Source organism: Priestia sp. Y58 (genome assembly GCF_029522095.1).
In the GTDB taxonomy this organism is placed as follows: domain Bacteria; phylum Bacillota; class Bacilli; order Bacillales; family Bacillaceae_H; genus Priestia; species Priestia megaterium_E.
This window is the reverse complement of record NZ_JAKWFL010000002.1, coordinates 283,052-296,145: the sequence shown is the minus strand read 5'-3', so window position 1 is coordinate 296,145 and position 13,094 is coordinate 283,052. Positions and strand designations below refer to the sequence as shown.

Here is a 13,094-nt window from a genome sequence, read left to right as displayed (position 1 = left end):
AGAAAGGAGCGCGAGAAATGCGACAATTGGATATTTTTATAGCGTTTTTTCGCTCAGGTATGCTCGGCTACGGAGGCGGACCTTCAGCTATTCCACTCGTGAAAAAAGAAGTGGTCGATACGTACAAGTGGATGGATGACGATGAATTTGGCGATTTATTAGCAATCGCCAATACGCTGCCTGGGCCTATTGCTACAAAGCTGGCTGGATACATCGGCTATCGAGTCGGCGGTATTTTGGGTCTCGGGACAGCTTTATTTGCAGCCGTTATTCCAACCGTTTTTTTAATGGTATTGCTGTTAACAACTTTAACGCAATTTAAAGATCAGCCGTGGGTTATGGGCATGACCAAAGCAGTTGTTCCTGTAGTGGGAGTTATGCTCGCGGTTATGACGTGGGACTTTTTTAAAAAATCAACGTCTGGTTTAGGATGGACGCCAGCTATTATCTTACTGATCATTAGCTTAGGATTAATGGAATTTGCCCATATCCATCCAGCGGTCATTATTATTGTTCTTATGGCGGCAGCTTGGATTCCGCTAAAACGAAAAGGAAAAAAAGGCGAAAGTGCTGAACACAAGCAGAAGAGGGAATCAGTATGATTTATATTCAGCTATTTATGGCGTTTTTTGTTTCAAATATTTTAGGCTATGGAGGCGGACCTGCGTCGATTCCGCTTATTCAAAAAGAAGTCGTGGATCACTATCATTGGCTTACAGTCAAAGAGTTTAGTGAAATGCTGGCAATTGGAAATGCGCTTCCTGGTCCGATTGCAACAAAAATGGCGGGGTTTATCGGATATCAGCAGGCAGGGATTTTAGGCTCGGTGATTGCTCTTTTTGCAACGATTGCTCCGTCGGTTTTACTTTTAGTTATTTTACTCCGAATATTATTTAAGTATAAAGATTCGCCAAATGTTAAGAAAATGACGAACTACATTCGTCCCGTTATCGCCATTTTACTGGGCTTGATGGCATATGAATTTTTTATGAATTCATACGGTGATTCAGGGATATGGCAAACTTTATTTTTAGTAGCAGCCAGCTTTCTATTACTGGAAAAATTGCGTGTGCATCCAGCGTTCGTTATTGTCGGAGCACTCGTATACGGAGCTGTTTTTCTTGCTTAAATGAAGCTCTCAAATAATGAGAGTTTTTTTGTGTAAAAGAGACGAAAAGAGGGGAAGCCATGGTTGAAAAAGCAGCGCTAGAAAACGTTCAGGATTTGGTTAAACTGCGAATGTTGCTCATGAAAGAACTGGGAGAATTAAACGGGAACGAGGAGCTGTTTCAAAAAGCTACAGAAGAATATTTTACTGCAAATATAAATAATCCACATAGCTATACGGCTATTTTAAAAGCGGATGGAGAAATTGTATCAGCAGGAAGCATCGTCTTTTTTATACGTCCGCCTTCACCGAGTAACCTCCAAGGAAAAGAAGCATATGTTATGAATATGTATACAGCTTTTGATCACCGAAAGCACGGCTATTCTTCAGCTATTTTAAAACATTTGATGCAGTACTGCCAAAAAAATGGTGTAAATCGAATATGGTTAAATGCTTCTTCCGCTGGAAAAAGCTTGTATCAAAAACATGGATTTATTGAATATGAATCTGAAATGGAATACAAGTTTGAAAAAAATTAGAGTAGCAAAACTCTTGATAGAGATGGGTTTGAAGGAGCTATGGTTTTTAAAAAATAAAAAAAATTAATAAAAAGTGTTGACGAAGATAAAAAAACCATTCATAATACAAATCAACATCACACAACATTACACACAACTTGGAAGCGACAAACAGTTTCAAACGATCGGAACTGATTATCCAAGTACACATACATAGTCAATACTGAGCGTTGATAGGAGCACTAGTAGAAAAAATTTCCCTGTAACAGAGAGCTGACGGTTGCTGCGAGTCAGAACACAAATTTTTTCGAAGTACATTCCTTGAGCATCTTTTCCGAGCAGGAAAAGACGGCCTGGCCGTTATTTTAATCAAGAGGCAAGCAAAATGCTTGCAACTAGGGTGGTACCGCGAATTTTCGTCCCTACTGACTCTTAAGAAAAATCTTAAGGGTGAGTAGGGACTTTTTGTATTTCGGCCCATTATAATTTTATATCCATTACAAGCGATGAAAAGAGCATAGTAGCAAAATCTTCCCTGTATTCAGAGAGCTGATGGTTGGTGCGAATCAGTACAAAAGAGATTGCGAATTACATTCTTGGAGCTTTCTTTTGGCGATAGTCAAAAGCGGCAATAGCCGTTATCTTAATGAAGAGGCAAGCAATGCTTGCAATTAGGGTGGTACCGCGATCAATTCGTCCCTACTGATACAATCAGTAGGGACTTTTTGTATATCCGCATAAGCGGCTGTGTAGGTGTAAAACGGATTTTTCAATACAAACTAAACGAGAAGATCCGTTCAAGGTTAATAAAATCAAAGGAGGATTTTTAAAATGACAAAATCACTAGAACAATTACGAGGACAAATCGACGAAATAAATTTAGAAATTTTAGAATTATTAAATAAACGCGGTGAAATCGCACAAGAAATCGGAAAAGTAAAAGGTACACAAGGTGTGAATCGCTTTGATCCAGTTCGTGAACGTAAATCGTTAGATCAAATCTTAGCTAACCATAATGGACCATTCGAAGCTTCAACAATTCAGCATATTTTCAAAGAAATTTTCAAAGCAAGCTTAGAGCTTCAAGAAGACGATCACCGCAAAGCACTTCTTGTATCTCGTAAAAAGAAATCAGAAGATACAATCGTTGACATCAACGGTACAAAAGTAGGACCTGGAAACTTAGAATTTGTAATGGGACCATGTGCAGTAGAAAGCTACGAACAAGTAAAAGAAGTGGGCTTAGCGCTTAAAGAACAAGGCATTACGTTAATGCGCGGCGGAGCGTTCAAACCACGTACATCACCTTACGATTTCCAAGGTCTTGGAGTGGAAGGGTTAAAAATCTTACGTCAAGTAGGCGATGAGCTAGGCCTATCAATTATTAGTGAAATTGTTTCTCCTCAAGATATTGAAACGGCTCTAGACTACGTAGATGTGATTCAAATTGGTGCACGTAACATGCAAAACTTCGAGCTATTAAAAGCTGCAGGTTCTGTAGACAAACCAATTCTTTTAAAACGTGGATTGGCAGCAACAATTGAAGAATTCATTAACGCTGCTGAATACATTATGTCTCGTGGAAATGGAAACATTATTCTTTGTGAACGCGGTATCCGCACATACGAGCGTGCAACACGCAACACATTAGATATCTCAGCTGTTCCAATCTTGAAAAAAGAAACACATTTACCAGTTGTAGTAGACGTAACACATTCAACAGGACGCAAAGACTTACTATTACCATGTGCAAAAGCAGCGATTGCTATCGGCGCAGATGCTGTAATGGCAGAAGTTCATCCAGACCCAGCAGTAGCACTATCAGATTCAGCACAGCAAATGAACATTCCTGAATTCCACAAATTCATGGAAGAATTAAAAGGTGCAGCAGTAAAATTATCTTAATTTCATAGTGATACAGTGATGAGAAACTAGTAGCAAACATTTCCCTGTCTCAGAGAGCTGACGGTTGGTGGAAGTCAGTACACAAATGTGAGCGAATTACACTCTTTGAGTACTCTTTTACAGAGCGGTCAGCGGATCGTTAACAATTCGAGGTGGCAAGCAATGTTTGCAACTAGGGTGGTATCGCGAGAAAAACTCGTCCCTATGACGTAGGGGCGAGTTTTTTATTTTTTATAACAGAAAGGAATCGATAATATGAGATATTTAACAGCAGGAGAATCGCACGGACCTCAATTAACAGCGATTATTGAAGGAGTACCGGCAGGGCTTGAATTAACAGCCGAACAGATTAATGAAGATTTAGCAAGAAGACAAAAGGGACATGGGCGCGGACGCCGCATGCAGATTGAAAAAGATCAAGTTCAGATTAAAGGCGGGGTTCGCCACGGTGAGACGCTTGGTTCACCCATTGCTTTAGTCGTTGAAAACAAAGATTTTACTCACTGGAGAAATATTATGGGTGCTGATCCAGTTGATCATGATGAAGAAGTAAAGCGACAAATTACAAAACCTCGTCCAGGTCATGCGGATTTAAATGGAGCGATTAAATACGGTCACAGAGATATGCGAAACGTATTGGAACGTTCATCTGCTCGTGAAACGACGGTACGAGTAGCCACAGGCGCAGTTGCCAAACAAGTACTAAAAGCTGTAGGCGTAAATATTGCATGTCACGTACTTGAAATCGGCGGTGTGAAAGCTGAAAAAACGGCATATGATTCACTGACAGAACTTCAGGAAAAAACAGAAGCATCACCTGTTCGCTGCTTAGATGAAGAAGCGGGACAGAAAATGATGAAAGCAATCGATGATGCAAAAGAAAATGGAGACAGCATTGGTGGCGTAGTGGAAGTAGTAGTAGAAGGAATGCCTACTGCAGTGGGAAGTTACGTGCACTATGATCGTAAGTTAGACTCAAAGCTAGCTGCTGCTATTATGAGCATTAACGCGTTTAAAGGCGTTGAAATCGGCGTAGGATTTGAAGCAGCTCGCAGACCGGGAAGTGAAGTCCATGATGAAATTCTATGGGATGAACAAAACGGCTATACGCGTAAAACGAACAATGCTGGAGGTTTAGAAGGAGGCATGACAACTGGGATGCCGATTGTTGTGCGAGGTGTCATGAAACCTATTCCTACCTTATACAAGCCGCTGCAAAGTGTAGATATTGATACAAAAGAGCCATTTGCTGCAAGTATTGAACGCTCAGACAGCTGTGCAGTACCGGCGGCAGCGGTTGTAGCAGAATCAGTGATTGCTTGGGAACTAGCATCTGCTATTATCGATCAATTTGGGGCAGATCGAATTCAGTTAATTCAAGAAAACGTAAAAAAACATGAAGAATACGCAAAGCAATTTTAATGAATAGAGGAGAATGAAAGGTGAAAACACGTGTATTACTTATTGGCGTCGGCCTTATTGGAGGATCATTAGCGCTAGCTATGAAGAAGCATCGTCACGTCACAGTCGTTGGAGCTGATATCAATACAAATGAAGTACAAGTAGCCAACCAGCTAGGTATCGTTGATTATGTAGCTGAAGATATAAAAACAGAAGCAGCTCAAGCAGATTATATCGTGCTTGCTACTCCAGTAGAGTACACGACAGCATGGATACACGACCTTTCTACTTGGAAGCTTAAAGAAACGGTTATCGTAACGGATGTCGGAAGTACCAAAGGTGAAATTATGAAAGCAGCCCAAGCGCTGAATAAGAAACGTATTTCATTTATTGGGGGGCATCCGATGGCTGGTTCTCATACGAGCGGTGCAGTCAATGCACGAGCGGATTTATTTTGTTCGGCGCGCTATATTTTAACGCCGTTTGAAAATGAGAAAAAAGAAAAAATAGATGCGCTTATGCATTTGCTAGAGCCTACAGGTGCACAATTTGTACCGCTTGATGCAGCTACTCATGACCAAATCACTGGAGTTGTCAGTCATTTACCTCATGTGATTGCGACCAGTCTTGTAAGACAAGTAAAAGGATATTCAGCACAGAATCATCTTGTCACGGAAATGGCAGCAGGCGGTTTTCGAGATATTACGAGAATTGCTTCAAGCAATCCTCATATGTGGAGAGATATACTAAAACAAAACCGTTCTATGCTTTTAACATTGCTTGATGACTGGATGAAAGAAATGGAACAAGTAAAACTATTAGTAGAAAAAGGTGACGGTCACGAATTATTTGATTACTTTTCAGATGCCAAAGAATTTCGTGATTCGCTTCACGCATAAAAGGAGAGAGATATTGTGACAGTAAAAGCTTTACGAGGAACGATTCAAATTCCAGGAGATAAATCTATTTCTCACCGTTCCGTTATGTTTGGTTCGATTGCAGAAGGAACAACAACGATTAACGGATTTTTGCCAGGAGATGATTGCCTTAGCACCATTTCCTGCTTTCAAAAACTAGGTGTAGATATTCAAATGATTGATGAACAAAGCGTCGTGGTAAAAGGAAAAGGTATACAAGCGCTGAAAGAGCCCTCCGATATTTTAGATGTTGGAAATTCAGGCACAACAATTCGCCTCATGATGGGGATTTTAGCAAATACACCCTTTCATTCAACATTGATTGGAGACGAATCTATTGCCAAACGCCCTATGAAGCGTGTGACCGGTCCGCTTCGTGATATGAATATTCATTTAGATGGCCGAAAAGACGCTAATTTTACACCGCTTGTTATACGAGGTGGGAAAGCAAAAGGTATACACTATACATCTCCCGTTGCGAGCGCACAAGTAAAATCAGCTATTTTACTTGCTGGACTGCAGGCGGAAGGAACAACTTCTGTAACGGAACCGGCGAAATCACGTGATCATACAGAACGTATGCTAGAGGCATTTGGTGTTAAAGTCGAAGAAGAAAGCTTAACGGTTTCAATTGAAGGCGGTCAAACGTTAAAAGGAACGCATGTAGAAGTGCCTGGTGATATTTCGTCAGCTGCATTCTTTTTAGTAGCGGGGGCTATTATTGCAAACAGCCGTATTGAAATTCAAAAAGTGGGGATGAACCCGACTCGAACGGGTATTTTAGATGTGCTTTTAAATATGGGTGCTTCGATAGAGACAGTCAAAGAAACAAAAGAAACAGCGGAACCCTATGCAGATTTAGTTGTAGAAGCTTCTCATTTAAAAGGCACAGAAGTAGGCGGCGATTTAATTCCACGTTTAATCGACGAAATTCCGATTATTGCACTAGCTGCCACGCAAGCAGAAGGAATCACGGTTATTAAAGATGCTGCAGAGTTAAAAGTCAAAGAAACAAACCGTATTGATACGGTAGTGAATGAGTTAACAAAAATGGGCGCTAATATTGAGGCCACGGAAGATGGAATGATTATTCACGGAGGCACAAAACTTCACGGAGCAAATGTAAACAGCCACGGAGATCACCGTATCGGTATGATGCTCGCTGTTGCCTCTTGTATTGCGGAAGGGGAAACAATTATTGAAAATCGTGACGCGGTATCCGTCTCTTACCCGCAGTTCTTTGCTCACTTAGAGTCTTTACAGCAGTAAATTCCCTTATTATGTTAAAATAGCAGTTTGAAAGTTGTAAGGAATTTATAAAATTAAAACCAATGACTCTATATTTCGCCGGAGAAATCCGATATAATCATTACAACACCTCTAGTATTAAATAGAATTTGGTGAATGATTATGTTTTTGATGATTGTCTACATCGGGGCCATTTTATTTTTTATAAAAATGTTTATGGATCGAGATTTTATTTGGTTTTTATTTCTATTGCCATTTTTGATGTTTGTTATGTTTTTTGAAACAGACTATCTTGATCATGTCCCTGAATCTGGAAGGTTAATTATCTTTACGTTTTCTTTTTTAGTCATTTATGCAATGGTTTTGGTGTATAATCGATACTTTAGAAAAGAAGGATGTAAAGAGTAAACTCAAATGTGAATCCATTGATAATGATAAAAAAAGCATGCCCTATGGCGTGCTTTTTTTATCGCTTGAATTGACATCCACTGGTGTAAGCGGCTTTTTAGCAGGGCCTTCTACCACAGAACCGTCGTAAGAAAAACGAGAACCGTGACAAGGGCAGTCCCACGTCCGGTCACCAGCGTTCCAATTCACTTCACATCCTAAGTGCGTGCATGTAGTATCAACGCAGTGAAGCTTCCCTTGAGGATCTTTATAAGCCCCCGTACGTTTGCTGTTTACATATACGACCGACCCTTCATCATTTTGGAGCTGATCCAGTCCTTTTTCAGGCATTGAAAACTTACCGGTAATAAAGTGTTCAGCCACATCAAGATTTTGACGAAAGAAATGCTTAAGGCTAGGATCCGCATAAAAACGAGATGGATTATACAACTCTGCATATGGGTTGTCTTTTCCGGTTATTGCATCTCGAATAATATGTGCTGCAATGGTGCTATGAGTCATGCCCCATTTTTTAAATCCGGTAGCAATAAAGATATTTGGCTTGCTTTCTTTAATGGGACCGATATATGGAATTTTATCAAGCGTAAATAAATCTTGTGCAGACCATTTATAACGAAAATGTTGAACAGTAAAATTTTCTTCGGCGAACCTCTGAAGGGACTCATAGTGGAACATAGTATTAATTCCTTGTCCAGCTTTGTGGCCTTCTCCGCCAATTAAGATGAGTTCTTCTCCGTCAACTTTTGTTGAACGCAGCGAATGAGTAGGCTGATCAGCACTTAAATACATGCCTCCAGGGTAAGCTTGTTCAACTTTTGCTGCTAACACATACGAACGTTTGGCATACATGCGCGTATAGTAAAAGCCCGCTCCATCATAAAATGGAAAGTGTGAACACGCCACTACATATTTGCAAGAAATTCGATGTCCGTCTCTTGTGACGACGGTAGGCGACGTGCTTTCTTCTACATCCGTTGCTACGGTGTTTTCAAAAATCAATCCGCCGCTTTCTGTGAATTTTTTTACTAAATGAAGCAAGTATTTTAACGGATGAAACTGAGCTTGATCTTTCATAATAGCTGCTGCCCTAATATCAAAATTAAAAGGAAGCTCTGTTGCAAATTCACATGGAATATGTAATCGCTGATAGGCTCGAAATTCTTTACGAACTCGATGATCAAACTCCAGCGTTTCTCCGTATAAGTAAGCATCTTGTACTGAAAAATCACAGTCAATGTTTTCCGTTTGAATTAAGTTTTTCATAAACTGCAGAGCTTGTTCGTTTGCTTTATAATACAGCAGCGTTTTTTCTTCGCCAATGTGTGAAAGCAGCTCATCGTAGATAACGTCATGCTGAGCTGTAATCTTTGCTGTTGTGTGGCCGGTTGTACCATTTAAAATATTATCAGCTTCAATTAACGCCACGTTCAGTCCTTCTTTTTGTAATAAATAAGCTGTTGTAATACCGCTAATACCGCCTCCTACTACTACAACATCAACTTTTCGATTTTCTGAAAGAGATGGGTATGTCGGAAACTTTAAATGATCGCGCCAGTAGGGCTCAGTATCCTTTGGGATATTTGCCAATTTATTCACCTCCATATGATAAGTCTTATTTTTGCCATAGTTTTCTAAAAAATGTATGCAAAATAAAGGAATCTACTCTAATAGCATCTACTTAAGCAAAAGGAGGGAAAAGAATGATTACGATTAGCCTTTGTATAATTGTTAAAAACGAAGAAGGAGTTATAAGAAGATGCCTCGAATCCGTAAAAGGTATTGTGGACGAAATCAATATCGTAGATACAGGCTCAACTGACCGTACAAAAGAAATAGTTACTCAATTTACCGATCGTGTGTTCAATTTTACTTGGATTGATGATTTTTCTGCAGCGCGAAACTTTGCTTTTCAACAAGCAACAAAAGAATATATTTTATGGTTAGATGCAGATGATGTCCTGCTGGAATCTGATCAAGAGCTGCTTTTAAATCTTAAACAAACGTTAGACTCAAGTGTAGATGCTGTATCTATGCAGTATAATCTGGCCTTTGACGAAAATCAGCATGTTACTTCTAGTCTGCGTAGATACCGCCTTGTAAAAAGGGAACGAGGCTTTAAATGGTTTGGCTTCGTGCATGAATATCTAGAAGTAGGGGGGCATTTATATGACAGTAACATTTCTGTATCTCATCTACCTCTTAGCCATGATCAGGAACGCAATATTCGAATATATGAGACTATGGAGGCTCAAGGTCACATTTTTACTCCAAGAGACTTATTTTATTTTGCTAATGAGCTGGTTGATCACCATCGCTTTGAAAAGGCAATTGAGTATTATACAAAATTTATAAAAACAGGGAAAGGGTGGGTAGAAGATAATATTCAGGCTTGTCATAAGCTTGCTGACTGCTACCATCATTTCGGATTAGAAGATCAGGAGCTGCAGTGGGTGCTACACGCCCTTAGTTATGGAGTTCCTAAGCCCGAGACATGCTGCCGTTTGGGCTTTTTACTGATGAATAAACAAAATTTTCATGGAGCTATTTATTGGTACAAAGCTGCATTAGATGAAAACGGAATGAAAACATTCGCTCTTCAAGATTCCTCTTTTTCAACATGGCTTCCACATCTGCAGCTTGCCGTTTGCTACGATAAAATTGGTGAACAAAAAGAAGGGTATGAACATAACGAGGCAGCACGTAAATTTCGTCCAAACGATGAACGGATTTTAGCAAATAAAATATATTTTGAGAATGTCCTCAAACTTTAACTGCTACAAAAAAGATTCCAGTTTTAAACATGAAGAGCAATAAATTCATATAAATGATAGGGAGCATCATATAATAAAAGTATAGAGGCTTAATTCGGCAAAAGGTATTTAAATATCAAGGTCCAAATAAAAGGGCAAACGGCATGTTTGTCCTTTTTTCATGATTATAGTGACAATTTTCATATATAGTAATAAAGTATATATATAGCAAAAAAATCCCAAATTTTAAGAAGATAAAAACGGCTTAAAACCAAAACAAGTTGTACTCTCAGAGTATGTAGAACGTGCAAAAAAACGAAATAATATGTAGTATTGTAATACAGGACGTAATTGGGAAGAAAAATGAAAACGTTGACAAAAAGAGGAGGGGTACCATGTTGGGTTCACTACCTAATGTTATAAATACGTCAACGCTTGTGTCTTCAAGTGAACAACAAGAAGCGTCATCTGAATCATTTAAAACATATACTCATAAAGGGAAAAAATTCAAGGTCTATTTACCTAAATCCTATCATATTTTAAAATCTTACCCACTAATGGTTATGCTGCATGGGTGTACACAAAATGCAGATGATTTTGCAATAGGCACGCAAATGAACGAGCTCGCCGACGAAAAAGAATTTATTGTCGTATATCCACAGCAGTCTTCTAACTCAAATATGAATAAATGCTGGAACTGGTTTGAACCTCTTCATCAAATTAGAGGGTTTGGCGAGCCAGCTATTATTGCAGGGATTGTAAAAAAAGTCCAAAACATGCACTTTATTCAGAAAAATAAAGTGTTTATTGCCGGTCTGTCAGCAGGAGGAGCAATGAGCATCGTTATGGGGGTAACGTATCCAGAACTGTTTGCTGGAATAGGTGTGTCAGCAGGTATCGAATATCAGGCGGCTCTTAACGTATTTAATGCGTATTCTGTCATGGCCAGTAAAGGCCCTTCCCCCGTTAAACAAGGAAGAATTGCTTATCAGCAAATGGGAAAACGGGCAAAGCCACTGCCGCTCATTGTATTTCATGGTAACGCTGATTCTACGGTAAATGTAGCCAATGCAGATCAAGTGGTTCACCAGTGGATTACAACGAATAATCTTGCTTATAACGGAAGAATAGATGGATGGATTCAAGATAGCCCGGTTAAAACGAGAGAAGAAAAAATTCTCTTTGGACGGGATTATACAACATATCGCTACGAAAGCAGCAAGGGAGAATTGGCTATTGATAAATATATTATCAATGGAATGGGGCATGCATGGTCAGGAGGGAACTCAGCGGGCAGCTATACAGACCCTAAAGGCCCCAACGCTAGTCGAATCATGTGGGACTTTTTCATGAGTCAAAAAGTATAAACAGAGCATATAATGAGGTTCAGTTGCGTTCTTATCGCAGAGAAGAAGAGCTGAAAGTAGCTCTTCCGGCCCTTATTAGTATAAAGAAGCAGCTGCAGGAACCATTATTTTAACTAGACGTGTTTTTCTAAAAATTAGGATTTGATTATTTAGAAAACGGGTACTGTAATAAAGAAAATAAGAAGTCAAAATTACATAGCTTAGGATTGACAGCTTATAGTTGTAAATGTAAGATAACTGCGAGCTGCATTTTGTATGATTAAAACATTAAAATAAGCCGAAAACTGAAAAAATAAATAGAAATTGTAAGATGAGCGGGTAAGGAAAAGGAGATTAAAAAATGAATATTGCATTTTTCTTAGTACCAAAAAGTGATGTTGTAACACTAAATATTCAATCCACATTAAGACAGGCTCTTGAAAAAATGGAGTATCATCGCTATTCTACAGTTCCGCTAGTTGACGATGATGGTAAATATGTGGGCGTTCTTACTGAAGGAGATCTTCTTTGGAAGTTAAAAAGCCTAGGAGACTATCGCTTTCAAGATACGGAAAATATTAAATTAACAGAGATTGACCGCTATCAAGATTATAACCCAGTTGCTATATATGATGAAGTTCAAAACATCCTTTCAAAAGCAATTGACCAAAATTTTGTTCCTGTAACGGATGATCAAGGTGTATTTATTGGAATTGTGAGAAGAAGAGAAATTCTCGAGTTTTATGCAGAAAGCGCAAGTAAAGTGAAAAATCAAATATAAAAAAAGCCATCTCTAGATGGCTTTTTTTCTTGTCTTATCTCCCCCGTACATACTCCTAAAAACAGGCTTAGGTCATGGCCCACAGCAATGCACTTCCTTGTACTAGTTTACATAATCTATTTATATATAGGTATAAAATTGCCTATATAAATCTTATTTATAGATAAGGATGGTTTATGTGAGTTACAACAACAAAAAGAACTGTTGCTGGTGTTCTAATCAGTATTATTACAAAACTTCTGGCTATGATCCAAGAAGTAGCCATGAAGGAAAATGCTGTCATAACGATTATAAGCATAACGATCATTGTCCTAAACATGATGATGATCATCGTTCTGGACATAAAAAATGCCATCATGGTGGCAACCATGGCGGAGGTCACGACGGTAACCATGGCGGAGATCATGGTGGCAACCATGGCGGAGGTCACGGCGGCAGTCATGGCGGTAATCACGGCGGTTGTCATGGCGGCAACCACGGCGGAGGTCACGGCGGCAGTCATGGCGGTAATCACGGCGGTTGTCATGGCGGCAACCACGGCGGAGGTCACGGCGGTAACTATGGCGGAGGTCACGGTGGTTGTCATGGCGGTAATCACAGCGGTTGTAAAAGACGTCGCTGCTGTTGGGGCTGGGTGTTTTAATTTAATAAATAATTGAATTAAAATGAAGCGTTGATTTAGCAGAAAGAACTCAAGAAATTGAGTTCTTTT

At 39.4% G+C, this 13,094-nt stretch carries 13 protein-coding genes and 3 other annotated features; of the genes, 12 read left to right on the top strand and 1 reads right to left on the bottom strand.

Going from position 1 to position 13,094, the window contains the following annotated elements; translation table 11 throughout:
* Positions 1-17 precede the first annotated feature (17 nt).
* From MMB68_RS07270 to MMB68_RS07235, 8 genes are all read left to right on the top strand, one after another.
* Positions 18-602 carry a chromate transporter gene (locus MMB68_RS07270; protein WP_013057701.1) on the top strand — a complete coding sequence of 195 codons (585 nt, stop codon included), beginning with the start codon at positions 18-20 and terminating at the stop codon, positions 600-602.
* Positions 599-1,129: a chromate transporter gene (locus tag MMB68_RS07265; protein ID WP_028409146.1), complete on the top strand. Its 531-nt coding sequence runs from the start codon at positions 599-601 to the stop codon at positions 1,127-1,129. Before MMB68_RS07270 ends, MMB68_RS07265 begins: the two co-directional genes overlap by 4 nt.
* 59 nt (positions 1,130-1,188) lie before the next feature.
* Positions 1,189-1,647 (top strand): GNAT family N-acetyltransferase, encoded by a 459-nt coding sequence (locus MMB68_RS07260; RefSeq protein WP_221784354.1) that lies wholly within the window; start codon positions 1,189-1,191, stop codon positions 1,645-1,647.
* Between the two features lie 200 nt (positions 1,648-1,847).
* Positions 1,848-2,053, top strand: a binding site (T-box leader).
* 70 nt (positions 2,054-2,123) lie between these two features.
* Positions 2,124-2,330, top strand: a binding site (T-box leader).
* A gap of 127 nt (positions 2,331-2,457) precedes the next feature.
* Positions 2,458-3,531 carry a bifunctional 3-deoxy-7-phosphoheptulonate synthase/chorismate mutase gene (locus MMB68_RS07255; protein ID WP_013057698.1) on the top strand — a complete coding sequence of 358 codons (1,074 nt, stop codon included), beginning with the start codon at positions 2,458-2,460 and terminating at the stop codon, positions 3,529-3,531.
* 6 nt (positions 3,532-3,537) lie between these two features.
* Positions 3,538-3,738 (top strand) — a binding site (T-box leader).
* Between the two features lie 48 nt (positions 3,739-3,786).
* Entirely contained in the window at positions 3,787-4,953 is a 1,167-nt protein-coding gene (gene aroC / locus MMB68_RS07250; RefSeq protein ID WP_221784355.1) for a chorismate synthase, read from the top strand.
* A 20-nt stretch (positions 4,954-4,973) separates the two neighbouring features.
* Positions 4,974-5,831: a prephenate dehydrogenase gene (locus tag MMB68_RS07245; protein WP_050689831.1), complete on the top strand. Its 858-nt coding sequence runs from the start codon at positions 4,974-4,976 to the stop codon at positions 5,829-5,831.
* Positions 5,832-5,846: 15 nt separating this feature from the next.
* Positions 5,847-7,118 carry a 3-phosphoshikimate 1-carboxyvinyltransferase gene (gene aroA, locus MMB68_RS07240; protein ID WP_221784356.1) on the top strand — a complete coding sequence of 424 codons (1,272 nt, stop codon included), beginning with the start codon at positions 5,847-5,849 and terminating at the stop codon, positions 7,116-7,118.
* Positions 7,119-7,259: 141 nt separating this feature from the next.
* Complete coding sequence (locus tag MMB68_RS07235; RefSeq protein WP_013057694.1) at positions 7,260-7,505, top strand: hypothetical protein; 246 nt, start codon at positions 7,260-7,262, stop codon at positions 7,503-7,505.
* Positions 7,506-7,547: 42 nt separating this feature from the next.
* Here MMB68_RS07235 and MMB68_RS07230 read toward each other — a convergent pair whose 3' ends face one another.
* Positions 7,548-9,092 (bottom strand): FAD-dependent oxidoreductase, encoded by a 1,545-nt coding sequence (locus MMB68_RS07230; protein WP_081085270.1) that lies wholly within the window; start codon positions 9,090-9,092, stop codon positions 7,548-7,550.
* 113 nt (positions 9,093-9,205) lie between these two features.
* Between MMB68_RS07230 and MMB68_RS07225 the strand changes: the two genes are divergently transcribed.
* The 4 genes from MMB68_RS07225 (at position 9,206) to MMB68_RS07210 (ending at position 13,041) form a co-directional block, all read left to right on the top strand.
* A complete protein-coding gene (locus MMB68_RS07225) occupies positions 9,206-10,276 on the top strand; it encodes a glycosyltransferase (RefSeq protein ID WP_221812727.1) in 1,071 nt (356 codons plus the stop codon).
* Between the two features lie 374 nt (positions 10,277-10,650).
* On the top strand, positions 10,651-11,622 hold the full coding sequence (locus tag MMB68_RS07220; RefSeq protein WP_016764703.1) for an extracellular catalytic domain type 1 short-chain-length polyhydroxyalkanoate depolymerase: 972 nt from the start codon (positions 10,651-10,653) through the stop codon (positions 11,620-11,622).
* Between the two features lie 340 nt (positions 11,623-11,962).
* Positions 11,963-12,382: a CBS domain-containing protein gene (locus MMB68_RS07215; protein ID WP_013057690.1), complete on the top strand. Its 420-nt coding sequence runs from the start codon at positions 11,963-11,965 to the stop codon at positions 12,380-12,382.
* A gap of 263 nt (positions 12,383-12,645) precedes the next feature.
* Positions 12,646-13,041, top strand: a complete 396-nt coding sequence (locus MMB68_RS07210; RefSeq protein ID WP_277548489.1) for a hypothetical protein — start codon at positions 12,646-12,648, stop codon at positions 13,039-13,041.
* The last annotated feature ends 53 nt before the right edge of the window (positions 13,042-13,094 follow it).

Excerpts from the sequence above, each read along its gene's own strand:
- MMB68_RS07215 (WP_013057690.1), top strand. The coding sequence starts at position 11,963 with ATGAATATTGCATTTTTCTTAGTACCAAAAAGTGATGTTGTAACACTA.
- MMB68_RS07265 (WP_028409146.1), top strand. The coding sequence starts at position 599 with ATGATTTATATTCAGCTATTTATGGCGTTTTTTGTTTCAAATATTTTA.
- aroC (WP_221784355.1), top strand. The coding sequence starts at position 3,787 with ATGAGATATTTAACAGCAGGAGAATCGCACGGACCTCAATTAACAGCG.
- MMB68_RS07220 (WP_016764703.1), top strand. The coding sequence starts at position 10,651 with ATGTTGGGTTCACTACCTAATGTTATAAATACGTCAACGCTTGTGTCT.
- MMB68_RS07260 (WP_221784354.1), top strand. The coding sequence starts at position 1,189 with ATGGTTGAAAAAGCAGCGCTAGAAAACGTTCAGGATTTGGTTAAACTG.
- MMB68_RS07270 (WP_013057701.1), top strand. The coding sequence starts at position 18 with ATGCGACAATTGGATATTTTTATAGCGTTTTTTCGCTCAGGTATGCTC.
- MMB68_RS07255 (WP_013057698.1), top strand. The coding sequence starts at position 2,458 with ATGACAAAATCACTAGAACAATTACGAGGACAAATCGACGAAATAAAT.
- MMB68_RS07210 (WP_277548489.1), top strand. The coding sequence starts at position 12,646 with ATGAAGGAAAATGCTGTCATAACGATTATAAGCATAACGATCATTGTC.
- MMB68_RS07235 (WP_013057694.1), top strand. The coding sequence starts at position 7,260 with ATGTTTTTGATGATTGTCTACATCGGGGCCATTTTATTTTTTATAAAA.
- MMB68_RS07225 (WP_221812727.1), top strand. The coding sequence starts at position 9,206 with ATGATTACGATTAGCCTTTGTATAATTGTTAAAAACGAAGAAGGAGTT.